Origin of the sequence: Sphingobium sp. KCTC 72723, assembly GCF_014280435.1 — a bacterium.
In the GTDB taxonomy this organism is placed as follows: Bacteria; Pseudomonadota; Alphaproteobacteria; order Sphingomonadales; family Sphingomonadaceae; genus Sphingobium.
This window is the reverse complement of the sequence record NZ_CP060388.1, coordinates 46,776-69,810: the sequence shown is the minus strand read 5'-3', so window position 1 is coordinate 69,810 and position 23,035 is coordinate 46,776. Positions and strand designations below refer to the sequence as shown.

Annotated in this window: 23 protein-coding genes and 1 tRNA gene; 8 read left to right on the top strand and 16 right to left on the bottom strand. The window is 62.2% G+C overall.

The genetic code is table 11. The features are described from left to right. Positions 1-89: 89 nt before the first annotated feature. The 8 genes from epsC to SPBM01_RS00310 all read right to left on the bottom strand — a co-directional run bounded on the left by epsC (position 90) and on the right by SPBM01_RS00310 (position 8,346). Positions 90-1,082 (bottom strand): serine O-acetyltransferase EpsC, encoded by a 993-nt coding sequence (gene epsC, locus SPBM01_RS00345; RefSeq protein ID WP_188065486.1) that lies wholly within the window; start codon positions 1,080-1,082, stop codon positions 90-92. 97 nt (positions 1,083-1,179) lie between these two features. Beyond that, positions 1,180-2,511, bottom strand: coding sequence for an ATP-binding protein (locus tag SPBM01_RS00340; protein WP_188063488.1), 1,332 nt, complete (start codon positions 2,509-2,511; stop codon positions 1,180-1,182). Then, positions 2,508-3,218, bottom strand: a complete 711-nt coding sequence (locus SPBM01_RS00335; protein WP_188063487.1) for a response regulator — start codon at positions 3,216-3,218, stop codon at positions 2,508-2,510. The genes SPBM01_RS00340 and SPBM01_RS00335 overlap by 4 nt, the downstream gene beginning before the upstream one ends. A 189-nt stretch (positions 3,219-3,407) precedes the next feature. Then, positions 3,408-4,253 carry a TorF family putative porin gene (locus tag SPBM01_RS00330; RefSeq protein WP_188063486.1) on the bottom strand — a complete coding sequence of 282 codons (846 nt, stop codon included), beginning with the start codon at positions 4,251-4,253 and terminating at the stop codon, positions 3,408-3,410. Between the two features lie 281 nt (positions 4,254-4,534). Then, positions 4,535-6,031, bottom strand: coding sequence for a SulP family inorganic anion transporter (locus SPBM01_RS00325; protein WP_188063485.1), 1,497 nt, complete (start codon positions 6,029-6,031; stop codon positions 4,535-4,537). Between the two features lie 3 nt (positions 6,032-6,034). Beyond that, a complete protein-coding gene (locus SPBM01_RS00320; RefSeq protein WP_188063484.1) occupies positions 6,035-6,733 on the bottom strand; it encodes a carbonic anhydrase in 699 nt (232 codons plus the stop codon). Positions 6,734-6,908: 175 nt separating this feature from the next. Continuing rightward, entirely contained in the window at positions 6,909-7,619 is a 711-nt protein-coding gene (locus SPBM01_RS00315) for a response regulator transcription factor (RefSeq protein ID WP_188065485.1), read from the bottom strand. 202 nt (positions 7,620-7,821) lie between these two features. Next, a complete protein-coding gene (locus SPBM01_RS00310) occupies positions 7,822-8,346 on the bottom strand; it encodes a hypothetical protein (protein ID WP_262504286.1) in 525 nt (174 codons plus the stop codon). Positions 8,347-8,593: 247 nt separating this feature from the next. Here SPBM01_RS00310 and SPBM01_RS00305 point away from each other — a divergent pair, with 247 nt between their 5' ends. Both SPBM01_RS00305 and SPBM01_RS00300 read left to right on the top strand, forming a co-directional pair. After that, positions 8,594-9,562: a magnesium and cobalt transport protein CorA gene (locus SPBM01_RS00305; protein WP_188063483.1), complete on the top strand. Its 969-nt coding sequence runs from the start codon at positions 8,594-8,596 to the stop codon at positions 9,560-9,562. A gap of 625 nt (positions 9,563-10,187) precedes the next feature. Beyond that, positions 10,188-11,834: an IS1634 family transposase gene (locus SPBM01_RS00300; protein ID WP_188062844.1), complete on the top strand. Its 1,647-nt coding sequence runs from the start codon at positions 10,188-10,190 to the stop codon at positions 11,832-11,834. Positions 11,835-11,931: 97 nt separating this feature from the next. Here SPBM01_RS00300 and SPBM01_RS00295 read toward each other — a convergent pair whose 3' ends face one another. After that, positions 11,932-12,348, bottom strand: coding sequence for a hypothetical protein (locus SPBM01_RS00295; protein WP_188063482.1), 417 nt, complete (start codon positions 12,346-12,348; stop codon positions 11,932-11,934). Positions 12,349-12,477: 129 nt separating this feature from the next. On the opposite strand from SPBM01_RS00295, the gene SPBM01_RS00290 reads away from it, so the two are divergent. The 3 genes from SPBM01_RS00290 (at position 12,478) to istB (ending at position 14,985) form a co-directional block, all read left to right on the top strand. Further along, positions 12,478-12,675 (top strand): hypothetical protein, encoded by a 198-nt coding sequence (locus SPBM01_RS00290; protein ID WP_188063481.1) that lies wholly within the window; start codon positions 12,478-12,480, stop codon positions 12,673-12,675. A gap of 80 nt (positions 12,676-12,755) precedes the next feature. After that, on the top strand, positions 12,756-14,270 hold the full coding sequence (istA, locus tag SPBM01_RS00285; protein WP_188061984.1) for an IS21 family transposase: 1,515 nt from the start codon (positions 12,756-12,758) through the stop codon (positions 14,268-14,270). Further along, positions 14,257-14,985 carry an IS21-like element helper ATPase IstB gene (gene istB, locus SPBM01_RS00280; RefSeq protein WP_188063480.1) on the top strand — a complete coding sequence of 243 codons (729 nt, stop codon included), beginning with the start codon at positions 14,257-14,259 and terminating at the stop codon, positions 14,983-14,985. The genes istA and istB overlap by 14 nt, the downstream gene beginning before the upstream one ends. A 438-nt stretch (positions 14,986-15,423) precedes the next feature. Here istB and SPBM01_RS00275 read toward each other — a convergent pair. The 5 genes from SPBM01_RS00275 to SPBM01_RS00255 all read right to left on the bottom strand — a co-directional run bounded on the left by SPBM01_RS00275 (position 15,424) and on the right by SPBM01_RS00255 (position 17,912). After that, a tRNA-Arg gene (locus SPBM01_RS00275) sits at positions 15,424-15,500 on the bottom strand. 36 nt (positions 15,501-15,536) lie between these two features. Beyond that, positions 15,537-16,007, bottom strand: a complete 471-nt coding sequence (locus SPBM01_RS00270; protein WP_188063479.1) for a DUF1178 family protein — start codon at positions 16,005-16,007, stop codon at positions 15,537-15,539. Further along, positions 16,004-16,834, bottom strand: coding sequence for a carbon-nitrogen hydrolase family protein (locus SPBM01_RS00265; RefSeq protein WP_188065483.1), 831 nt, complete (start codon positions 16,832-16,834; stop codon positions 16,004-16,006). The genes SPBM01_RS00270 and SPBM01_RS00265 overlap by 4 nt, the downstream gene beginning before the upstream one ends. A 5-nt stretch (positions 16,835-16,839) precedes the next feature. Continuing rightward, positions 16,840-17,097 (bottom strand): glutaredoxin 3, encoded by a 258-nt coding sequence (gene grxC, locus SPBM01_RS00260; protein WP_188063478.1) that lies wholly within the window; start codon positions 17,095-17,097, stop codon positions 16,840-16,842. 62 nt (positions 17,098-17,159) lie between these two features. Continuing rightward, positions 17,160-17,912 (bottom strand): ComF family protein, encoded by a 753-nt coding sequence (locus SPBM01_RS00255; RefSeq protein ID WP_188063477.1) that lies wholly within the window; start codon positions 17,910-17,912, stop codon positions 17,160-17,162. Positions 17,913-17,958: 46 nt separating this feature from the next. On the opposite strand from SPBM01_RS00255, the gene SPBM01_RS00250 reads away from it, so the two are divergent. Further along, positions 17,959-18,825: a class I SAM-dependent methyltransferase gene (locus tag SPBM01_RS00250; protein ID WP_188063476.1), complete on the top strand. Its 867-nt coding sequence runs from the start codon at positions 17,959-17,961 to the stop codon at positions 18,823-18,825. A gap of 2 nt (positions 18,826-18,827) precedes the next feature. On the opposite strand, the gene SPBM01_RS00245 is transcribed toward SPBM01_RS00250, so the two are convergent. Further along, positions 18,828-19,679: a metallophosphoesterase family protein gene (locus SPBM01_RS00245; protein ID WP_188063475.1), complete on the bottom strand. Its 852-nt coding sequence runs from the start codon at positions 19,677-19,679 to the stop codon at positions 18,828-18,830. A gap of 71 nt (positions 19,680-19,750) precedes the next feature. Between SPBM01_RS00245 and SPBM01_RS00240 the strand changes: the two genes are divergently transcribed. Beyond that, entirely contained in the window at positions 19,751-20,659 is a 909-nt protein-coding gene (locus SPBM01_RS00240; protein WP_188063474.1) for a diacylglycerol/lipid kinase family protein, read from the top strand. Here SPBM01_RS00240 and SPBM01_RS00235 read toward each other — a convergent pair whose 3' ends face one another. Next, positions 20,660-21,817 (bottom strand): GNAT family N-acetyltransferase, encoded by a 1,158-nt coding sequence (locus SPBM01_RS00235; RefSeq protein WP_188063473.1) that lies wholly within the window; start codon positions 21,815-21,817, stop codon positions 20,660-20,662. Between the two features lie 148 nt (positions 21,818-21,965). On the opposite strand from SPBM01_RS00235, the gene SPBM01_RS00230 reads away from it, so the two are divergent. Then, positions 21,966-23,033: a fatty acid desaturase family protein gene (locus tag SPBM01_RS00230; RefSeq protein WP_188063472.1), complete on the top strand. Its 1,068-nt coding sequence runs from the start codon at positions 21,966-21,968 to the stop codon at positions 23,031-23,033. The last annotated feature ends 2 nt before the right edge of the window (positions 23,034-23,035 follow it).

Here is a 23,035-nt window from a genome sequence, read left to right as displayed (position 1 = left end):
CTATGTTGCAAGTTCATCGCCATCGATTTTTCTCGATATTGCAAGGACTTCGCCTGTATCGGGCAGGCGCGCGCCTGCACGCTCCCAGGTCATGCCTCTGTCTCGCCCCGCTGCGCATGGACACGGTGCGGCGCGGACACATCGACCCGGCTGGTCACTTCATAATGCGCCTTGGCCTGCCGCACGCTCGAATCGGCTGGCACGCTGTCGGTCAGCCATACATTGCCGCCGATGACCGACCGGCTGCCCACGATGATCCGTCCCAGCACAGTCGCACCCGCATAGATGACCACGTCATCCTCGATGATCGGATGGCGCGGCAGCGCCTTTTCCAGCGCCCCTTTTTCATCCGCCGGAAAGCTGCGCGCGCCCAGCGTCACCCCTTGATACAGCCGCACCCGCTGGCCCACGATCGCGGTTTCGCCGATGACGACGCCCGTGCCATGGTCGATGAAGAAACTCGGCCCGATCCGCGCGCCGGGATGAATGTCGATCCCTGTCTTGCTGTGCGCAATCTCCGAAATGATCCGCGCGACCAGCGGCGCATCCAGTTGATACAGCCGGTGCGCCAGCCGATGGTGGATAATCGCCAGCATCGATGGATAGCAGATCAGCACCTCGTCCACGCTACGCGCCGCCGGATCGCCCAGAAACGCCGCTTCCACATCGGTATCGAGCAGTTCACGCAGAGCGGGCAGGCTGTCGGCGAAGCCCGCGATGATCCGCGCCGCCTGCGCATCGATCGCTTCGGCAGGCTGGTCGTTGAGCGCATAGATGCACTCCAGCCGGATCTGGCCGTACAGGCGGCTCAACACCGTCTGCAACGTCTCCGCAACGAACGCATCCTCATTGTGCAACCGGACGAAATCCGGCCCAAGCCGTAGCGGAAAAAGTGCGCCGCACAGCGCCTGCATGATCTTCGTCAGGTTGGCGCGCGACGGGAAACCCTGCGCGCCATATTCGGCATGATGCTGCTGATCGCGCCGCCAGCGCCCCCGCACTGCACCCAACTGCGCGACCAGATTGTCGATGTCCCAGTAACTGTCCATCTCGCCGTCTGTTTTATGCACGTCCGCCGTCATCTGCGCCTCGTCTTTCATCGCCGGGTCTAGCGCGCGCGACATCGGCTCGATAAACGAGTTTTGCTTGCAACCCTGACATTTCTCATTCGCGCTAGGATCAAGCCTTGCCGACGCGCCCGGCTGGATAAAGGCAGATTTCAGCGCGCAATCCCCCTTCGGGCCGGTTGGCCAGCGTCAACTGTCCGCCTTCCAGTTCCACCGCATTGGCCACGATCGCCAGCCCCAGCCCCAACCCGCGCGTGTTGCGCTGCCGCGCGGTATCCAGCCGGGCAAAAGGTTTCAGTACCGCGTCGATCTGGTCGCGCGGAATGCCGGGGCCATCATCATCGACCCGGATCAGCACTTCGGCCCCCGTCCTCAACAAAGTGACCCGCGCCCGCTTGCCATAATGGAGCGCATTTTCGATGAGGTTCCTCACCGCCCGGCGCAGCGCCAGCGCATGGACTTCCATCTCCAGATGATCCGGCCCGGCATAATCGACATCTTGCCCATGATCCTGAAACGCATCGACCACGGTGGCGATGGTGACGGCCAGGTCGATCCGTTCGGCAGGTTCGGGGTTTTTTTCGCCCCCCAGAAACGCGAGCAGCGATTCGATCATCGCCCCCATTTCGTCCAAGTCGCCGCCCATCGCCTCGCGCGTTTCGCCTTCTGCCACGGTTTCCAGCCGCAATTGCAACCGGGCGAGCGGGGTTCGCATGTCATGCCCCACCGCTGCCAAAGTCTCCGTCCGCTCGTCGATCAGGCGGTGGATGCGTGTCTGCATCGCATTGAACGCGCGGATCAGGTTGCGCACATCGTTGGTGCCAGCTTCGGGCAGAATCACCTCTGTCCCCAGCCCGATCCGGTCGGTCGCGCGCGTCAGGTCGCGCAATGGCCCCAGCGTCTTGCGGATCAACACCCCGCCAGCGATCAGCAGCGCCAGCACCGGGATCAGCGCCAGCCCCATGCGCCCGATGGTAAACGCCCATTTGCCGCCGCTATGGTGCATCCCGAAATAGAGCCAGCTGCCATCGGGCAACTGCAACCCGCCATTGATGATGGAATGCCGCCCCGGCGAGGCCAGCCGCAGCCACAGGCGCGACCGTTCCAGACTGGGTTCCCAAGCAATGATCTGTTGCCGCATCCGCTCCAGTCCGGGCGATAGCGGCGGCGGTGGCGGCGCGGCGGGCGACCAGTGCACATCGTAGCGATCGGTCGTCAGCTGAGTGCCAAGCGCGCGCCGGTCCTGCGATGGCTGTTCGGTCAACAATTTACGCGCGATGACCAGATGTTCGGCCAGCCGCCGTGCTTCGTCATCCTGAAGCGATAGCTGGCTGGCCCGTTCGTAGATCAGCGTACCGACCGCAAATTCCAGCGTCACGGTCAACAACAGGATCGCAAAGATGCGGCCAACCAGCCCCAGCGATCCGCGAAAATGCCGTTTCAAGCGCGGCTGACCTCAGCATTGAACATGTAACCGACCCCGCGAACCGTCGTGATCGGCGCGCCTTTTTCCTCTGTGGATAATTTACGACGCAGGCGGCTGACCAGCACGTCGATGCTGCGGTCGCTGCTGTCGCCCATGCGGGTGCGCGACAATTCGATCAGCCGTTCGCGCGCGATCACCCGCTGGGGATGACTGAGGAAACTGCCCAGCAGGTCGAATTCCGCCCCCGTCAGATCAACGATCGCGCCGGTGGGCGATCGCAATTCGCGGCGGGGGAAATTGACCACCCAGCCGTCGAACCGCGCTTCATTTTCCCGATGCTCGTCCGGCCCGCGTTCCAGCCCGATGCGGCGCAGGATCGCGCGAATGCGCGCGATCAGCTCGCGCGTGCCGAACGGCTTGGGCAGATAATCGTCCGCGCCCAGTTCCAGCCCGACGATACGGTCAGTTTCGCTGCCCTTGGCGCTGATAAATATGATGGGAACATCGCTCTTGCGCCTGATCTGGCGGCACAGGTCAATGCCGTTGGTGCCGGGCAGCATAACGTCCAGAACGACCAGATCGACTGGCCCGGCGTCGAACGCCACCCACATTTCGGGACCGGAAGAAGCAGGGCGCACCTGATAGCCATGTTCCTGCAACGCACGCGCGGTCAGGGTGCGCAGCGGCGGATCATCCTCGACCAATATGATGGATGGTGCGGTCATGGGAGCAGCCAGGATTTTGGGTTCATGGCGCAGGGATAGGGCGGGCCGTATCGGGGGTCAACCGCCCGGACGGCACGGTCATCGACCGACGCGGTCCAGAAACATTTTGTCATGCTCGGCGAAAGATAATCGGTGCCATCGCAAGACGAAGGTAGGGGCCGCATGGTGCGGCCCCTACCCTTATACAGATCAGAAAGCGGCAGTGACCGAGAATACGACCTGGCCGCGCGCGATCGACTTGCCGACATCCTTGCTGTCGCCCGAAACGGCAAAGTTGGGACGCAGGTAATTTTCCTCGACGCGGGCGATGTCGGTGTCGACATAGGCCACGCTGAAGGTCAACGGCGTGCCGGGAACCGCGACATCCGCGCCGACCAGCCAGTCGAGATATTTGCCGGTTGGCGCGATCGACGTGCCGTTCGGGCCAAGGCCGGGGTTACCGTTCGACCAACCCACATGCGCCTTCAGCGAGACGGGGGTGTTGGGCACCGCGCCGCTCACGTCGGCCCAGACGTAGAGATTGTCTTCCTTGTCGCCCGGATTGGAAATGGTGCAGGCCGCATCGCTGCACCAGTTGCCCAGGGCTTCCTGCTTGGGCGCATAGGCAACGCCGACCAGACCCTTGACCGGACCCAATGTGCTAGAAAGCTTCACATAGGGTTCGACGAAATCCGTGATGTCTGCGCCCGACGGATACATGTACCAGGTGGCACCGACGTCCAGCGTCGCGCCGCCCAGCGGGATGGCATAACCGGCGAACAGGTCGAGTTCCATGTTGGAACCGCCGAAACGACCCCAGCCACCCAGGTTCGAAGCCCAGGTTCCGGCATAAGCGCCGCTTTCATGCGTGGCGGTGATGCCGCCCTGCACAGCCATGCCCTTGTCGCTTTGCGACACGCCACGGAAACGATAGTCGGAAACCAGGCCAACACTGCCGGTGACGGTGATCGGGCTGGTGGGTTCTTCCTGTGCGAAAGCCGGTACGCTGGACATGAGCGCGAGGGCGGCACAGGCGATTTGATACTTCATGAACATTCCCCTTTACGAAAGAATGTTCCTTCCTGCTTCCACTCTGACCCAGAAGTCTGTTGCGCTTCCGGTGCCGATGGATGCGCCATGACTATGCGCAACCGACCGGAAGGCAAACCCATTTTTTGCCGCACATGCGAAATGACCTGCAAGCCTGTGGCATAAAGAACACAATTTCTTGCCCCATTATGAACAGGGAAGGACGGTTCGGTTGTTTTAGGGCAAATATGAAAATGCCGCCGCGCCGGGGAGCGCGACGGCATCACGACCGTGTCGGACGAACAGGTTCAGGCGACGAGCTGGCGCATATTTCCTGTGGCACCGAACAGTTCGACAGGGCCACCCATGCCGCGCCGGCGCTCCACCCATTCGCGTACCATTTCCGCGCTGGTATGGTCGATATGGCTGAGCCGTTCGACGTTCAGGATCACCAGCCCGGCCTTTGGCAACGCTTCCAGTGCGGCCGACAATTTGGGCAGGGTCAGGAAAGTCGCGGTGCCGCGCAGCGCCATTTCATGCGCGTCGCCCCGGCTTTCCTCCGCTACATTCAGGCGCAGGCGGCGAATATGCGGCACCAGTTCGATAAGCGACAGGCCAATGCCGACCAGCACGCCAGTCAACAGGTCAGTCGCCACGACGCAAATCAGCGTCGCCGCCCACACCACGGCAGGCAGCGGCCCATAGCGATGCAGCAGATGCTTGACATGATCGACACTGACCAGACGGATGCCGGTGATGACAAGGATGCCCGCCAGTGCCGCCATCGGAATTTCGCGCAGCAGCCAGGGCAGCAACGCTACGAAGCCCAGGATCCAGACGCCGTGCAATATCGCCGACAGCCGGGTCGTGGCCCCGGCCTGCACATTGGCCGAGCTGCGCACGATCACGCCCGTCATCGGCAGCGCACCGGCAAAGCCGCACAGCAGATTGCCCACGCCCTGCGCGCTGAGTTCGCGATTATAGTCGGTACGCACGCCATTATGCATCCGGTCGACCGCTGCGGCCGACAAGAGGGTTTCGGCGCTGGCGATGAAGGCGATCGCGATCGCGGTCGTGATCACTGTGGGATTGAGCAATTGCGCCAGCAGACCCTGTTCCGGCAGGCTGATGGCAGCGACGATGGATTCAGGTACGGTGACTCGTGCGACCGGCAAGCCAAGGACGAACGCTACCAACGTCGCCAGAACCACGCCGACGAGCGCGCCGGGAACCAGCTTCATCGAGGCAGGACGGAATTTCTCCCACCCCAACATGCCACCGATGGTCACCAGACCAACCGCAAAGGCCGTTGCAGCGTCCTGGTTGGTCAGACCGAAAATCTGCGCAGGCATGGCGATCAGATTGTGCAATCCGCTCGACAAAGGCTTGTCATCGAACAGCACATGGAACTGGCCGACGACGATCAATATGCCAATGCCCGCCAGCATCCCGTGGACGACGGCAGGAGAAATGGCCCGAAACCAGCCACCGACACGCAGCAGTCCCGCGACCACCTGAATCGCGCCTGCCAGGATCAGGATCGGCCCCAGGGCGGACAGTCCCTGTTCGCGGACGATTTCAAAAACGATGACGGCCAGACCCGCTGCCGGGCCACTGACCTGCAACGGCGAACCGGCCAGCAGGCCAACGACGATTCCGCCGATGATGCCAGTGATCAGACCCTTTTCCGGCGGCACGCCAGACGCGATGGCAATGCCCATGCACAAGGGCATAGCCACCAGAAACACCACGATGGATGCAGTAAAATCGCGGCCTAATACGCCGCCGGAAAGGGATTTGAACATGATTTACTCCGCCGCTTGGGCGTATTCGCTGTCGCCGGCCAGGCGACGCGCGTGGGGGAGAGCGATCGGCATCGGCTGATCTTCGCGCAGCGGCAGGAACCGACCCGTGTCGCCGTCAAGGCCCAGAACCTGACCGGCGTGAATGTCCACATACCAGCCATGCAGAGCGATATCGCCACGCGCGATGCCCGAGGCGACCGACGGATGGGTGCGCAGGTGCGCCAGCTGAACCACGACATTTTCCAACGCCATGTTACGCAGCTTTTCCGAATCGCTCAGGTCGTCGGAATAGCTTTCGCTACACACTTGCTGCGCGGCGTGACTGTGACGCAGCCAGGCAGCGACGTTGGGCATCTTCGTCAGATCGGCGTTGGTGGACAGCGCCTTCATCGCGCCGCAATCGCTATGACCGCACACGATGATGTCGCGCACGCCCAGCACCATCACGGCATATTCGACGGTGGAGGTCACGCCGCCATTCTGCGTCGCATGGGGCGGCACGATGTTACCCGCATTGCGGCATACGAACAGATCACCGGGCGCAGCCTGCATGATATGTTCGGGGACGATGCGGGAATCGGCGCAGGAAATCATCAGCGCCTTGGGGCTTTGGCCATCGCTGGCGAGCCGGTTGTAGAGCGCGCTTTCGTTCGGAAAGACATGCTTTTCGAAACTGAAGACGCGACCGAGAAGCTCGTTCATGAAAGTCCATCCTTCTGTGGCGTTGCCGGTCAGGGGGCGGACCGGCGTAGAGTTACAGATAGAGAGGGGATTTTGCTGCGTCGCGGCAGCTTTGTTAAAAACTGTGTCTGACACGCGAATGGCAGATATACTGCCACATCTCGATATAATGGCCGTTTTCCGCCATTTTCGCAGATCAGCGCCGTTCCACCACGGCGCTGAACATATATCCGGCACCACGCACTGTAACAATTGGTGCCGCTCGATCGCGATGGCGCAACTTGCGCCGCAACCGACTGATCAACACGTCGATGCTGCGGTCCGACGATGGTGCGTCGCGCACCCCGGCCAGTTCCATCAACCGCGCCCGCCCGATCACTGTCCGCGCATGATCCAGCAATATAGCGAGCAATGAAAATTCCGCCGCCGTCAGGTCCACCGGCGCGCGGGCAGGGTCCATGACTTCGCGCCGGGAGAAATCGACCACCCATCCATCGAAACAGGCCTGCGGATGACGGCGCAGGCCCAGCGCCCGTTCCCCCCTGCCCCGGCGCAGCACCGCCCGCAGTCGCGCCGCCAGTTCGCGACGGGAATAGGGCTTGGCCATATAATCGTCCGCGCCCAGCTCCAGCGCGACGACACGGTCCACTTCCGAACTGTCGGCCCCGACCAGAATCACAGGCACTTCGCTGCGGTCGCGCACATCGCGGCACAGGTCCATCCCGTCCGACCCGCGCAACGCCGCGTCCAGCACCACCACACTGACCGGCATCGTCCCCAGCGCCTGGAAAATATCACTGCCGGTCGCAGCGGGCAGCACGCGAAAGCCGCCCTGTTCCAGAAATTCGCGCGTCCTGTGGCGCACGTCCGGCTGCATTTCCGCGATCAGGACCAGCGGCGGCATCATGCCGGGGCCACGCCACGGCAGGCCGTCGGCACTGGTCGGCCCATGGGGGCGGCGCTGAAACTCATGCTGGCGTCTCCCCCGACGATATGGCGCATCCGGCACCGGACCGGACAGCAGCCTTGGGTTAGGCCGTCTCAATGTCTCCGAAGTTTGCCGAATGTTACAAATTATTGCTTCACGGGATAGATCGGCCGGGACCGGGTCAGGATGCCAGCACCGGCAACCGCGATCCCGCCAGCGTCGGCGACAGATGCGCGATCACCATGGCCAGCCAGCGCGCGTCGCTGCCCGCGCGGTGGCGCGTGGGGCAATGCCGGTCGGCGATCGCCACGGCGGCGGCAATGCGCGCTTCCTCGACGGGATGTTCGTCCAGCACCAGGGCGATATGGTCGATGACGAAGGGGAATGGCTTGCCAGCGGCGGCGGCCAGCGTATCCAGCCAATATTGGTCGATCAAGCTGTCGGCGACTACGCGCCGCCCGGCGACCGCCTCCACCAGTTGCGCCAGCACGACGTCGGCGGGCATCCCGTCCTGCACGACCTGCGCATAAGTCAGGCCGTGCAGCGCTTGCGCTTCCGCTGTCCAGTCCCATCCGGCCCATGCATCATGCGGCCGGATCAGCCAGCTGCGCGTCATTCCGTCCCCGGCCAGGCCGACCTCGATCGGGAAGGACCGGCCATGACGCGGCAGGCACGACGCCTCGAAATCAATGGAAAGGATCGTCACGATTTGGCTCCACTCCCGCACCACAACGGTGTTCGGGCCGGTATTCCGGCTATCCAGTGCTGCGTTACGCCCCCTGTCGGCTCCAACTATGTCATGGCGAAGTCAGGGGCCATGCCCTTGAACAAAAATCATATGGGCCGTGCGATTGTGTGGACGAAATGCGCCAGCCCCGCCTTCGACAGAGCGGGCGCGACGCGCGCCATCCCATCTGCTAATCGGCCTTACCTACCATCAACCGGAACCGCTCATGACCGTCGTCGCCGCCTATCTCTACCGTAATGGTGCGCGCGTGCGCGAAGTGTCGATCGACGAACGGATCGACTGCGCGCAGGATAAGTCGGAATTTGTCTGGGTCGGCGTCGCGGACCCCACGCCGCAGGAAATGAAGACCCTGCAAGAAACATATGCGCTGCACCCGCTGGCGGTCGAAGATGCGATCAATGCGAATCAGCTGCCCAAGGTCGATATTTATGGCGACCAGCTGTTCGTCGTCGCCCGCACCGCGCATGTCGAGGACGCCAGCATCTGTTATGGTGAAACCGCGATCTTCGTGGGGCATAGCCATATCATCAGCGTGCGCCATGGCTCCGCCCGCGCGCATGTTACCCTGCGCCATGAACTGGAGGCGGTCCCTGCCCGCCTTGCACAAGGGGTGGACTATGTGCTGCACGCCATCCTCGACTTCATCGTCGATGGCTATCTGCCGATCATCGAGGGGATCGAAGACGAAGTGCTGACCATGGAACAGCATATGATCGACAATTTCCTAGGCCGCGACGAAATCACCCGCATCTTCAACCTTCGGCGCCAGCTCATTCGCTTTCAACGTATCCTTGGCCCCATGCATGAAGTGGCGACCAAATTCGTCAAGCTGGACGTGCCGTGCATCGACCCGGAGGCTCGCCCCTATTTCAGCGACGTGCGCGACCATGTGCGCCGGGTGCAGACGATGGTCGACGACCTGCGCGAAGTGCTGAATTCGGTATTCGAATCGAGCAACCTGCTGGAACAGCAGCGCACCGGCGTCATCACGCGCCAACTCGCCGCCTGGGCCGCCATTCTGGCTGTGCCGACCGCAATTGCGGGCATTTACGGTATGAATTTTGAAAATATGCCCGAACTGAAGACCCGTTACGGCTATTTCATCGTGCTGGGCGTCATCACGCTGGTCTGCGCCATTCTCTACGCGCGATTCAAGAAGGTGAAGTGGCTGTAAAGGTGGTGCCCCTCTCCGGCGAGTCTGCAAACCAAATCTTTCAGGATTTGGAAGACTGGAACCGGATTTTAGCGGCAACGTCGATCAAGCCGCCCCAGCCCTAACGGACAGTGCAGTTATATAAGGCTTTTGAATCGGGCTTGGGTTGCGACCCTTCGCTTCATAAGCTGAATCAATTTTGCGTCAGGCACTATTGCACCATAGGCCCCGAATGTGTCGAAATACTCTTCGTGTTCATCGCAAGCCGCTATCCACTCATGGATAGCGGTCGCGACCGGATCGGCTGGTATTTTGCGTAAAAGCCAAGTTTCTAGGGGCAAACCAGCTTTGGCCGCCCGGGTTTGCTCATAATGCAGTTTTGCACCTGTAAGGCTCTTCAGAATTGCGTCCACTTGAGCCGTAGGATCAGCAACTTTGTAGATGTTTGCTCTCCGGTTGCGGGGGCGCTGATCGAAATCAAACCCAAGTTGAACAGTGCCAGCGGAACACGCAGAGAACGTGAGCTAGTAAGTATCTGATATTGCTGGGCGTGGATTTGGTGGCAAAACCGGGTGTGCTAACAACATTTTGCCTGTGACTGGCGGCTTGGTTTATTTTTACGGGTGCAGGCAGTAACAACCTGCCTATGTATGTCGTCGAACGAGTCGCGCGCGGGCACCGCTATCTGTACCTGGTCGAGAGCGTGCGCGAGGGCAAAGCCGTCCGCCAGCGCACGATCAAGGCTCTGGGCCGTAAGGATGTGCTGGCCGCCAGTGGCGAACTCGACAGGCTGGCCGCCTCGATCGCACGTCACGCGGGACGCAGTGTCATTCTGTCTGACATTGATGCAGGCCGGATCGCAGCCCGCCGGATAGGCGGTCCGCTGCTGTTCGGGCGCCTGTGGCAGCGGTTTGGCATCGATGCTGTAATGGAAGAGGTGCTGGAAGGCCGCCAGTTCGGCTTTGCCGTGGAGCGCGCCGTGTTTGTCGCCACACTGCACCGCCTGTTTGTCTCCGGCTCGGACCGAGCCTGCCTGGACTGGATGGAGAGCTACGCCATCGACGGCAGCGAGGATCTTGCCCTTCATCACTTCTATCGCGCCATGGCCTGGCTCGGCGAGGAGATCGAGGAGAAGACAGAAGGCGCATTGGCACCTCGCTGTGTGAAGGACGTGATCGAGGAGAAGCTGTTCGATCGCCGGCGGGACCTGTTCACTGATCTCAGCCTGGTGTTCATGGATACGACGTCGCTCTCGTTCTACGGTGCAGGCGGCGACACGCTGGGTCGGCGTGGTCATTCCAAGGACCACCGGCCCGAGCTTGCCCAGATGATCCTGGCCGTGGTGATCGACGCCGAGGGGCGTCCGATCTGCACCGAGATGGTCCCGGGCAACACGGCCGACGTGAAGGTGCTCATGCCCATCGTCACGCGCCTGCGTACCCGCTTTGGGATAACCCGCTCGTGCGTCGTGGCCGACCGCGGCATGATCAGTGCCGGTACGATCGCCGCCCTTGAAGAGCTGGGGATGGAATACATCCTGGGTGCGCGAGAGCGCACCAGCAACGTCATCCGCGATGTCGTGCTTGCCGACACTGCTCCGATGGTGCCCCTGGTCCTCGAGCGACAGGCAGGAGACACCCAGCTGTGGGTCAAGGAAGTGCGCGTTGGCAAAGGCGCAGATGCCCAGCGCTACGTCGTCACGCTCAACGAAGCTGAGGCAAGGAAGGACAAGGCCGACCGGCAAGCGATCATCGATGGCCTCCAAACCCAGCTGAAGAAGGGCGACAAGGCCCTGGTCGGTAACTCAGCCTATCGCCGCTATCTCAAGGCCAGCGGCAAGACCTTCGAGATCGACATGGGAAAGCTTGCCGACGAGGCGCGCTACGACGGCATCAGCGTGCTGCGCACCAATGCCCGGATCACCCCGCTGCAGGCCGTCATCCGCTACCGTGACCTGCTTCAGGTCGAGGCCCTGTTCCGGGTTGCCAAGGCGAGCTTCGATACCCGTCCCATCTTCCATCAGTCCGATGCCGCTATCCGCGGCCATGTGTTTGTCTCGTTCCTGGCCCTGACGCTGGCCAAGGAACTGACCCGCTTGTGTCAGGAAAAGGGCTTGCAGCCCGAATGGCAGCCGCTCCTCAACGATCTCGATCGCCTTCAGGAAGCCACCATCGAAAAGGACGGCAAGGTCATTACCACCCGCACCCACGTTTCGGGCCAGGTGGGGAATGTCTTCAAGGCAACCGGCATCGCGCTGCCGGCCAATATCAGCGAACTGCCGCCGCGAACCTGAGCCTCTGCAAGCTCAACCAAACCCAAAAATGTAGTGGTAACACTCGCGCCGGTGCGTGCATGTCATTGAACAAAAATGCCTTTTCCAAAAGCACTGTTCAAGTTGGGTCAAAGTCCTCACTACAGGTTGGATCGGGAGCGAATAATATGGTGCTTTCGCCCTTGGGCTTAGGGGTAATGTCGTAAAGCTCGGAAGCGTCGGATTGCCAAATACAATGGAATTCTGCTGTAATCAGGAAAGATGGCCATTCCCATATGGTCCATCCAAAAACAGGCTTACCTCCATCAGATTTGATTTTTTCGCGAACGCCGTCACTGCACCAGCCATACAAGCCGTGGGTATCTTCAATAACAGGGACAAATATGGGAGGTGTCGAACCAAGACTTTCTACAAGGTCCAATATTTCTTCGGTGATCTGCGAAGGCGATGTTTCCGATACATTCTTCGAATTAGCTCGTTCCATCGCAAGCTGCTCAGTGGAAGCCCTTTTAATTTCGTTTAGTGATTTCGACAACGTGACTCTCCCATTTCGGGAATGATCGCATGGCAAGCTAAATCACTCAAAACCCTTTACCTGTCCGCCACCCCGTATCCCCCCGGATACGGGGTGGTTTCGTTTAACCCCATTTCCCGTATGACCGCCATGAAACCTCCCAGACCAGCGCCCTTGTCCGTGCGCCTGTCGCCGGAGAACCGTGCGCGGCTGGAGCGGGATGCCGCTGGCATGTCGCTGGGTAGCTATATTCATTGGCGGCTGTTCGATCCTGATACACCGCCGCCGCGTCGTCGCGGCAAGAATCCCGTCAAAGTGTGGATCGGCGTGCAAAAAGGACCCGGTTAGCGGGGTGATCGGCGTCCAAAAGGGAACCACCATTCCGATGGTTTAGACAGCAGCCTGGTTTTTCAGGTGGCGAGATCGGGATGTTGGTGGTGGAGACAGTTGTACGGATCAGGCGCGAGCACGCAGGTGGCAAGGCGATCAGGGAGATCGCGCGGGATCTGCGGCTGTCACGCAAGGTGGTGCGCAAGGCGATCAATGCTCTGGAAGGTGCGTTTGACTATCATCGCACGGTTCAGCCGCTGCCTCGGATCGGACCCTTTCAGGAGCAGCTCGATACGCTGCTGAGCGAGAACGAAGCGCGGCATCGGCGTGACCGGCTGCGGATGACGCGGATCTACGATCTGCTGCTGCGAGAAGGGTTCGAGGGTTCGTATGATGCAGTGCGGCGCTACGCCCGGCGCTGGGCGGATGGCCGACGCAAGGATCCCGGCGGCGACGTGCCCGCGTTCATTCCGCTGCTGTTCAAGCCGGGCGAGGCATACCAGTTCGACTGGAGCCACGAGGATGTAGAGATCGCAGGCAAGCCGATGCGCGTGAAGGTAGCGCACATGCGGCTATGCGCGTCGCGGGCCGTGTATGTGCGAGCCTATCCGCGTGAGACGCAAGAGATGGTGTTCGACGCCCATGCCCGCGGCTTTGCGTTCTTCGGCGGGGTGCCGTTGCGCGGCATCTACGACAACATGAAGACCGCGGTGACGACGGTCTTTGTTGGCAAGGAGCGCGTGTTCAACCGCCGGTTTTTGGTCATGGCCGATCATTATATGGTCGAGCCGACCGCCTGTTCGCCAGCGGCAGGCTGGGAGAAGGGGCAGGTCGAGAACCAGGTCCAGACGATCCGCGGCCGCTTTTTCCAGCCTCGGCTGAAGTTCGCCAGCATCGAGGAACTGAACGGGTGGCTTGAGGCAGAATGTCTGCGCTGGGCCGCGATGCACGCGCATCCCGAGCAAAAGGACATGACTGTCGCGCAGGCGCTGGAGGCCGAACGGCCCGTACTGCAACCGATGCTGTCGCCGTTCGACGGCTTTCACGAGACGAGCCACGCGGTCACCGGCACATGCCTGATCAGCTTTGACCGCAACCGCTATTCTGTGGCGGCGCGGACGGTGCGCCGTGCGGTTCAGGTGCGCGCCTATGCCGACCGGATCATAGTCCGCTTGGGGGACGAGATCGTCGCCGAACACCCGCGCTGCTTTGGGCGCGACCGCACGATTTACGATCCATGGCACTATCTGCCGGTGCTGGTGCACAAACCCGGCGCCCTGCGCAACGGCGCACCATTCCTTGACTGGGCGCTGCCACCAGCGCTGGCCCGGTTGCGGCGCAAGCTGGGCAGTGGGGACGAAGCCGATCGCCGTTTTGTCCGCGTGCTTGCTGCCATATCCACCGATGGGCTGGAGGCTGTCGAGGCCGCCATCGGCGAAGCGTTCGATACCGGCGCTGCCAGCGACGAGGTGATCCTCAATATTCTGGCGCGCCGCCGCGAACCGCCAGCAGATCAGCCAATGAGCGTGGTGGTCGACCTCAAGCTCAAGCATCCGCCCCGCGCCGATTGCGCGATCTATGATACGGTGCGAGGCCACAATGCAGCGGCATGAGATGATCGACACCATGCGCGCGCTGGGCCTCAAGGGAATGGCCAGCGCGTTCGATGAGGCGGTAACCACTGGCGTGCAACGCCAGCGCACCACGCCCGAGATCCTGACCGATCTGCTGCGCGCCGAAGCCGCCCACCGTCACGCCGCCTCGATCCGCTACCGCATGAGTGCGGCCAAACTGCCGGTGATCAAGGATCTTGATGCGTTCGTGTTCGACGGTACGCCTATCAACGAGGAACTGGTCCGCGCGCTGCACGCCGGATCATTCCTGCCCGGCAGGCGCAATATCGTACTGGTTGGCGGCACCGGAACCGGCAAGACTCACTTGGCAATCGCCATTGCCGCCAGCGTCGTGCGCGCAGGCGCCCGTGGCCGCTACTTTAACACCGTTGATCTGGTCACCCGGCTCGAGGATGAGGCGCGCATCGGCAAGGCCGGCGCACTCGCTGCCCAACTCAGCCGCATCGAACTCGTCGTGCTTGATGAACTGGGTTATCTGCCGTTTGCTCGCTCCGGCGGCCAGTTGCTGTTCCACCTGATGAGCAAACTCTACGAAAAGACCTCAGTGATCATCACCACCAACCTGGCATTCGGCGAATGGCCCACGGTGTTCGGCGATCCCAAAATGACCACCGCGTTGCTCGATCGCACCACCCACCATTGCGATATCATCGAGACCGGCAACGACAGCTGGCGCTTCAAACACCGCAACTGACCCAGCCTCAAAAGCCCCCATAAAAATTGCTTCGCGCTGGCGCTGCCTCCGGTCGGGCTACGCCCTCCCTACGCCAGCGCCAGCGCGAAATCCGCGCCCGGCATCAACCCCAGCGCAACGCCGCAAGGTGGTTCCCTTTTGCACGCCGATAGTGGGTCCCGTTTGGACGCCGATTGACAGAGAAGGTCGCGATCCGCGAAAACATCGCACATTGCGGCAAGCCGCTGGCGAGTTTCGACGCGACTTTTAGAACCGCCATGGAGTTTCTCGGAAACCCGCATAAACTCTGGATTTCTGATCGTTTGAGCGACAAGCGGGCGGTGCTGAAACTGACGTTTTCAGACCGATTGCACTACACGCGAAATGAGGGTTTTAGAACCGCATCAACTACCTCACCTTTCAGGATTTTATCGACCTTGAAAGGGGGTAGTGAGGTAATGGTGCACCCGACGGGATTCGAACCCATGGCCCTTAGATTAGGAATCTAATGCTCTATCCTGCTGAGCTACGGGTGCACGCGGGGGACGCTCTATTATGCGGGCGCGGCGGGGTCAATTCTTCGCTTGCGGGGGAATGACCGGGAAAGGGAGCGGCGCGACTTCCACGCCTTCGGCGATCAGCGCCTTGGCTTCCTGCGGCGCGACTTCGCCATGGATGCTGCTGCGGTCCTGTTCGCCATAGTGCATCGCGCGCGCCTGTTCGGCAAAGCCGCGCCCGACCCACGTCGAGCCTTCCAGCGCCTTTTTCTGCGCCTGCGCCATGCCGTCGATCAGCGCGCGCATCTTTGCCTCGTCACCCGCGCCCATCGGCACCGACTGGCCTGCGTCGGACGGGGCGACGGCGCGGCTGTTGCCCTTCGCGGCGATGGCCGGGGCCATGACCGCCTTGCCAATCGCGCTGTCGCCACAGATCGGACAACTCAGAAGGCCACGCGCGCGCTGATCCTCATAATCCGCGCTGGAGCCGAACCATGCTTCGAACACATGGCCCTGCCCGGCGCATTTCAGGTCGAAAATGATCATCCCAGCGTCACTTGTGCCGGAATCGTCCGGCGGTTGGCGATGGCCGGCACGCGGGCGCGCACATCGGCGATGCGCGACAGGTCGAGATTGGCAAAGGCCAGTCCGGCCACATCGCCCATGTCGAGCAGGACATCGCCCCATGGATCCACGACCAAGCTATGGCCGTAGGTAGTGCGGCCGTCCGCATGATCGCCCGCCTGTGCCGTTGCAATGACGAAGCAGCCCGCCTCGATCGCGCGGGCGCGCAGCAGCACATGCCAATGCGCCTTGCCCGTCGGCACGGTGAAGGCCGCGGGCGCCAGCAATATCGTGGCTCCCGCATTGGTCAGCGCGCGATACAGGTCGGGGAAACGCATGTCGTAGCAGATGGAAAAGCCCATCCGTCCCCATGGCGTATCGGCGGCAACGACCTGATCACCCGGCCCATAGACCGACGATTCGCGCCAGCTTTCGCCTGTCGCCAGATCAACGTCGAACAGGTGGATTTTGTCGTAGCGCGCGCGGATTGCGCCGTTGTCGTCGATCAGGAAACTGCGATTGGCCCAGCGCCCGTCGGCCCGCTCATCCTTGAGCGGTAACGAGCCGATATGCACCCATATGCCGACCCGTGCTGCCGCTTCGCGCACGGCGGCCAGAACGATGTCGTCTGCTTCGCACCGCAATGTCGCGCCCGCCCGCGCCCGGTCCCGGTCGAGGCAGCCCGCCATTTCAGGGGTGAACAGCATGTCCGCCCCCTCCGCCTTCGCCCGCGCCACCATCTCAACAATGGCGGCGGCGTTGGCGGTGGGATCGACTCCGCTCGTCATCTGGAACAGCGCGGCGCGCATGGCGCTCAAAGCCCCAGCAGCGAGTCGAGCTTGCCCTGCCGGTTCAGCGCGCCCATGTCGTCGCTGCCACCGATATGCTGACCGTCGATGAAGATTTGCGGCACGGTCGTTCCGCCATTGCTGCGTTCCAGCATTTCGGCGCGCTTCGGCCCGCCCATCGTGATGTCATATTCGGTAAACGCCACGCCTTTTTCATTCAACAATGCCTTGGCGCGGGCGCAATAGCCGCAAAATGCCTTGGTATAGATTTCGACGTTCGCCATGTGCCTGTCATACTCCTTCGTGCCGAAATTGGGCGAGCGCGCCGCTTTGTCAATGCGCGGGTTCAATCCACATGCTCGCGCGGCATGGCCCGCGCCCAGCAGAGCAGCCGCACATCGACCACGCCAGCCTTGCGCAAGACACGCGCGCAGGCCGCTGCCGTCGCTCCGCTGGTATGCACATCGTCGATCAGCAGCACCCGCCTTCCTTTCAGATCATGGCCATCCGCCATGGCAAAGGCGCCGCGCACGGCCTTTTCCCGCATCGCGGGATTCATGCCGCGCAAGGGTTGGGTGCGTTTCACCCGGCGCAGGCCATGGCGATCGACCGACAGGCCGCTCAAGCGGCCCAGATGATCGGCGATCAGCGCCGACTGATTGAACCCCCGCCCCCATAAGCGCCAGCGGTGCAACGGCACCGGCACGATCACCGGCGGTTCGCCGTCCGGTACATGGCGCACCATATGTGTGGCGATCAGGCGGGCCAGACCGATGCGCCGCCCATATTTCAGCCGCAGCGCCACGGTGCGGGCAACATCGCCATAGGCCAGCACCGCACGCGCGCTGTCGAACGGCAGCGGATCGGCCAAGCACGCACCACATTCGGCGCCAGCGCCCATGTCATGGGGAAAGGGGATGCCGCACCGGGCGCAGCAGGGGTCGCCCAGGAACGTCATGCCGCTCCAGCAGGACAGGCAAAAGCCATGATCCTGCCCGACAATCGCGCCGCAACCGGGGCAGCGCGGCGGCAACGCATAGTCCAGCGCGGGGCGCAGCACCGCTTTAAGCGCAGCTTTGATAGACAGCGAGATGGACATAGGTTGAGACTTGTCGCCGCATGTCCGCCGATGCACAAGGCCCGCCATGACCAGCCCCGAAACCCGGCCCGACATTTTCGATCGCACGCTGCGCGCGCGCCGCCGCGACCGCATGATGCCGCGTTTTGCCGACCATGATTTCCTTTATCGCCTGATGCGGGACGAACTGCTGGACCGGCTGACCGATGTGCAGCGCGACCTGCCCGAAGCCCTCGTCATTGGCTGCCCGGACGGCAGCGCCCGCGCCGCGTTGGAGGCGATGGACAAGCGTGTCGCCTGCGTCGATCCTGCCTTCCTTGCGGCGCGCGGCGCAGGCGGGGTGCAGGGGGATGAGGACGCGCTGCCCTTTGCCGACAATAGTTTCGACCTGATCATTGCGTGCGGCACATTGGATAGCGTCAACGATCTGCCCGGCGCGCTGATCCTGATGCGGCGCGTGCTGCGGCCCGACGGGTTGATGCTGGCGGCTTTTGCAGCGGCCGGCAGCCTGTCCACCCTGAAAGCCGCACTGCTGGCGGCGGAGGGGGACCGGCCCGCCCAGCATGTCCACCCCCAGATCGATGTCCGCGCGGCGGGCGATCTGCTGGCGCGCGCAGGCTTTGCGATGCCGGTGGCGGACGGCGAGACGCTGACCATCCGCTATGGCGACATCGTTCGGCTGATGCACGACCTGCGCCATATGGGGGCAGGCAATGTGCTGGCGTCGCGCCCGCCCGCGCTGGGCCGCGATACGTTGATGCGGGCGGCGGCGCATTTCGCCGATGCCGCCGACCCGGACGGGCGCACGGCCGAGCAGATGGCGATCCTTTATCTGTCGGGATGGAAACCCGACGCCAGTCAGGCGGCCCCGGCTCGGCGCGGTAGCGCGCGCGTTTCCCTAGCCGAAGCGCTCAAGGCCAAGCCCCAGACATAGCCTTACCCGACCATGGCCGGATCGCGCACGTCCTGCGCGGTCCATATCTCGCCGTCGCGGCGATACTCCACATGGCTGGCCCGGCGGAAGGCTGCACCGTCCCAGACGATCACCTGCAACTCCATTTCGTTGTTGCGCCGGACGTGCAGCCAGTTGAAACTTTGCGGTTCGGCATTGCGTAGCCGGGTCGATGTCGCCGTCCCGGCCTGAATCACCAGCGCCCCGCCCGACCGTTCCACCATCTTGCGCGCCGATTGCGCATAGGTGCGGTGGAAATGCCCGGCGAGTGCGAGATGAACACCCGCTTCGCACGCGGCTTCGACTGCGTCTTCATGCTGGCCCACCGCTTCGCTCAGTTCCCCGCCCTTGCCGATCGGCATGGCGAACAGGGGGTGGTGGGTGACGAGGATGCGAGTCTTTTCCGGCGCCACGGGGGCAAAGCGTTCGCGCAACATAACCATCTGGTCATGGTTTATCCGCCCATCCTTGATAGTCAGCGACCGCGCCGTGTTCAGCCCCAATATCGCGACTTCGCCATCCTCGTAAAAGGGACAAAGATCGTTGCTGATATAGCGTTTATAGCGCTCCAGTGGAGCCGCAAACCGGCGCACCACGTCATAAAGCGGTATGTCATGATTGCCCGGCACCACCAATATCCGCAGGCCCGCCCGTTTGAGCCGGTTGATCCAGCCCGCCGCGCGTCCGAATTGCCCGATCCGCGCCCGTTGCGTCAGGTCGCCGCTGATGATGACAAGGTCGGGCCGCCGTTCTTCCAGCCAGGCGGTAGCGGCATCTACGATCTTTTGATCGTGCGCGCCAAAGTGAATGTCGGAGAGGTGAGCGATACGGGCCATGATGGCGTAACGAATTTGCATCCCGCGAGTTTCCGCTGGACCCCAAAAGCCTTTCGAGTTGTTGTTGCCGCATGGAAACGAACCCCCTCCCCCGCCCTTTGCCCAAAGACGCCGTGCTGGTCGTCAATGCCCATAGTCGCAAAGGACAGGATCTGTTCGCGCAGGCGAAGGAGAGACTGGAACAGGCAGGCGTTCGCCTGATCGCCGCCCATGCGGTGGAAAACCCCGAAAAAATGGACCAGATCGTGCGGCAGGCCGTGGCGGATGGCGCGCCGATGGTCATCGTGGGCGGGGGTGATGGCTCCATGTCCGGCACGGTCGATGAACTGGTGGGCAAGGATTGCGTGTTCGGCGTGCTGCCCCTTGGCACCGCCAACAGCTTTGCACGGACGCTCGGCCTGCCGCTCGACCTGGACGGCGCGGTGCAGGCGATTGCTGGCGGCAGGCGGCGGCGCGTCGATCTGGGCATGATCGACAGCGACTATTTCGTCAATGCGGCCTCTCTTGGCCTGTCGCCGATGATCGGCAAGACCGTTCCGCACAAATTAAAACGCTATCTGGGCCGCATCGGCTATCTGATCTGGGCGGTCAAATGTTCGGTCGGCTTCCGCGCGTTCCGCCTGATCATCGACGATGGACGCAAGGAGCAGCGGATGTGGTCCACCGAAGTCCGCATCCTGAACGGTCCCTATCATGGCGGAGTCGAACTGTCCGACAGCGCCGATGTGGATACTGGCGAAATCGTGGTGCAGGCGGTCGTGGGGCGCAGCCATGTCCGCCTTGCGTGGGACTGGTATGCCAAATTCTTCAAGCTGCGCGACCGCAACGCCCATACGCAGGAATTTCACGGCAAGGCGTTCACCATCACCACCCGCCCGCGCCAGCGCATATCCATCGACGGCGAAGTGCTGGCCAAGACCCCGGTCGTCGCCAAAATCGCGCCGGGAGCTATCGAAGTCGCGGTGCCTGCGGAAAGCTGATCAAAGCGGCTTTTCATATATCTGGTAGAGTTTGTTGACTGTGCTGTTGATCGCTTCGGCAATCGCATTCATGCCCTGATTATCGTCCAGCACCCAGCCGATTTCGCCGCGCGTGGAGCCATATTTCGATATAGCCTCCAGCCGGATCGTCTCTATCATCATGAAGGCCAACTGGCTCGCCATGCGGGAGGATTGCAGGCGTTGCACCACGCCCATCAGCGGCACGCGCATGGTGCGTACCTTCGGCTTGCGCAGCCACCAGATCAGTTTCGCCCAGCCAAAGGGGAATAGCGATCCGTTGAGCGGCGCCAGCGCTTCGTTGAGGTCAGGCAGCGTCATCATGAAGGCGACTGGCTCACCATCCAGTTCGGCGATCATGATCAGATCTTCGAACACGATGGGTTTCAGTTTCTTGCCGGTGTGCGCGATTTCCGCGTCGGTGATCGGCACGAAGCCCCAATTATTGCCCCATGCGTCATTCAGGATCGACAGGATGATCGCGGCCTCCCGGTCGAACTTCGCCTTTTCGACCTTGCGGATGCGGATGCGCGGATTTTTCTCTCCCGATGCGATGATCCGCTGAATCAGCGGCGGGAAGCTTTTGGTGATGTCCAGCTCATAGGTTTTGAGCTGCTTGGCGGGGACATAGCCTGCCCCTTCGATCATTGCCTGATAGGTCGGGCTGTTATGCCCCATCATCACCGTGGGCGGATGGTCATGCCCGGACACCAGCAGCCCCGGCTCTTCCCAGATCGACAGGGAAATCGGACCCAGCACGCGGGTCATGCCCTTGTCGCGCAGCCATTGTTCAGCGGTCGCGATCAATGCTGCGCCGATGGTCGCATCCTCTGCCTCGAACAGGCCGAAATTGCCGGTTCCCGGTCCCATCCCCTGTTCGACAGGCTGTTCCAGCGCCAGCCGGTCGATATGGGCGGAAATGCGGCCGACGACGCGATCGCCCCGTCGCGCGAGAAAATATTGTGCTTCGGCATGGCCGAAAAAGGGATTTTTGCCGGGCGTCAGCAATTCGCGCACTTCGGCCTTCAACGGCGGCACCCAATGAGGATCGTTCGCATAGATGGCCCAGGGCAGGTCAATGAATGCCTGCATGTCGGACTTGCCGGAAACGGGGGTAATCACCAGATTGTCTTGTGCCACGGCCCTGCGCCTTATTTGGGAAATAGTGGTGCAGTTCGCCGCTTGTTTGCGCAATGTCAATCATCGGCGTGGGTGCGGGCCGTATGGCGGCAAAGGATGTCATGGTGCTGCCACGATATCAGCGCATTTGGAGTTTAGGACGCCTGCCATGACTGTGCATGATCCCATATTGGCCGCTGCCCAGCGCGCCCGCGCCACCATTCCCGACGATGCGGCCATGCTGCGCGCGGCGGCCGACCTGACGCGCGAGTTGTCGACCGCCAATCCCCGCATCTACTGGCCCGACCTGCTGGCTTCGACCTTCATAGGCTATGCCGGGGTCGCAGGGGCCATAATGGTCGACAATGTGCCGATCGCCATCGCCTGCGCCTTCGTGGCGATGATGGCGCTGTATCGCGCGGCCAGCTTCATCCATGAACTGACCCATATCCGCAAAGGCGCGCTTCCGGGCTTTCGGTTCGGCTGGAACCTGCTGGTCGGCATCCCGCTGATGATCCCGTCCTTCCTGTATGAAGGCGTGCATACCCAGCATCATGCCCGCACCCGGTACGGCACGGCGGACGACCCGGAATATCTGCCGCTGGCCCTGATGAAGCCATGGTCGCTGCCCCTGTTCATCATTGTGGCGTCGCTGGCCCCGATCGGTCTGATCCTGCGATTTGGCGTGCTGACGCCGCTGTCGCTGCTCATCCCGCCGCTGCGCGCCAAGGTGGTGGCGGAACTGTCCGCCCTGTCGATCAACCCGGCCTATCGCCGCCGCCCGCCCGAAGGCGATTTTGCGCGGATGTGGGCATGGCAGGAAGCAGGCACCTGCCTGTTCGCGCTGGCGCTGGTGGGCAGTGTGTTCGCTTTCGGGTGGAAGCCCTTGCTGGTCTATATGGCGATCCATTCGGCCATGACCGTCATCAACCAGCTGCGCACGCTGGTCGCGCATCTGTGGGAGAACGAGGGCGAACCGATGACCGTCACCGCGCAATATCTCGATTCTGTCAATGTGCCGCCGCCTGCCATGCTTGCGCCATTATGGGCGCCGGTCGGCCTGCGTTACCATGCGCTGCATCACCTGTTGCCCAGCGTTCCCTATCATGCGCTTGGCAAGGCGCACGCCCGGCTGATCGCGATGCTGGAGGAGGCATCGCCCTATCATCGCGGCAATTATCCGGGGATGTTTCCGCTGGTCGGAAAGATCGCGCGCAGTACCATGGGTGCGCGCTGAAT

What these genes read in the sequence shown, in the direction of transcription:
- SPBM01_RS00335 (WP_188063487.1), bottom strand. Translation starts at nt 3,218, where the DNA reads ATGACCGCACCATCCATCATATTGGTCGAGGATGATCCGCCGCTGCGC.
- istA (WP_188061984.1), top strand. Translation starts at nt 12,756, where the DNA reads ATGTTGGTGGTGGAGACAGTTGTACGGATCAGGCGCGAGCACGCAGGT.
- SPBM01_RS00305 (WP_188063483.1), top strand. Translation starts at nt 8,594, where the DNA reads ATGACCGTCGTCGCCGCCTATCTCTACCGTAATGGTGCGCGCGTGCGC.
- SPBM01_RS00320 (WP_188063484.1), bottom strand. Translation starts at nt 6,733, where the DNA reads ATGAACGAGCTTCTCGGTCGCGTCTTCAGTTTCGAAAAGCATGTCTTT.
- grxC (WP_188063478.1), bottom strand. Translation starts at nt 17,097, where the DNA reads ATGGCGAACGTCGAAATCTATACCAAGGCATTTTGCGGCTATTGCGCC.
- SPBM01_RS00230 (WP_188063472.1), top strand. Translation starts at nt 21,966, where the DNA reads ATGACTGTGCATGATCCCATATTGGCCGCTGCCCAGCGCGCCCGCGCC.
- SPBM01_RS00315 (WP_188065485.1), bottom strand. Translation starts at nt 7,619, where the DNA reads ATGATGCCGCCGCTGGTCCTGATCGCGGAAATGCAGCCGGACGTGCGC.
- SPBM01_RS00330 (WP_188063486.1), bottom strand. Translation starts at nt 4,253, where the DNA reads ATGTTCATGAAGTATCAAATCGCCTGTGCCGCCCTCGCGCTCATGTCC.
- SPBM01_RS00240 (WP_188063474.1), top strand. Translation starts at nt 19,751, where the DNA reads ATGGAAACGAACCCCCTCCCCCGCCCTTTGCCCAAAGACGCCGTGCTG.
- SPBM01_RS00245 (WP_188063475.1), bottom strand. Translation starts at nt 19,679, where the DNA reads ATGGCCCGTATCGCTCACCTCTCCGACATTCACTTTGGCGCGCACGAT.
- SPBM01_RS00250 (WP_188063476.1), top strand. Translation starts at nt 17,959, where the DNA reads ATGACCAGCCCCGAAACCCGGCCCGACATTTTCGATCGCACGCTGCGC.
- istB (WP_188063480.1), top strand. Translation starts at nt 14,257, where the DNA reads ATGCAGCGGCATGAGATGATCGACACCATGCGCGCGCTGGGCCTCAAG.
- SPBM01_RS00290 (WP_188063481.1), top strand. Translation starts at nt 12,478, where the DNA reads ATGAAACCTCCCAGACCAGCGCCCTTGTCCGTGCGCCTGTCGCCGGAG.
- SPBM01_RS00255 (WP_188063477.1), bottom strand. Translation starts at nt 17,912, where the DNA reads ATGTCCATCTCGCTGTCTATCAAAGCTGCGCTTAAAGCGGTGCTGCGC.
- SPBM01_RS00265 (WP_188065483.1), bottom strand. Translation starts at nt 16,834, where the DNA reads ATGCGCGCCGCGCTGTTCCAGATGACGAGCGGAGTCGATCCCACCGCC.
- epsC (WP_188065486.1), bottom strand. Translation starts at nt 1,082, where the DNA reads ATGACGGCGGACGTGCATAAAACAGACGGCGAGATGGACAGTTACTGG.
- SPBM01_RS00300 (WP_188062844.1), top strand. Translation starts at nt 10,188, where the DNA reads ATGTATGTCGTCGAACGAGTCGCGCGCGGGCACCGCTATCTGTACCTG.
- SPBM01_RS00325 (WP_188063485.1), bottom strand. Translation starts at nt 6,031, where the DNA reads ATGTTCAAATCCCTTTCCGGCGGCGTATTAGGCCGCGATTTTACTGCA.
- SPBM01_RS00270 (WP_188063479.1), bottom strand. Translation starts at nt 16,007, where the DNA reads ATGATCATTTTCGACCTGAAATGCGCCGGGCAGGGCCATGTGTTCGAA.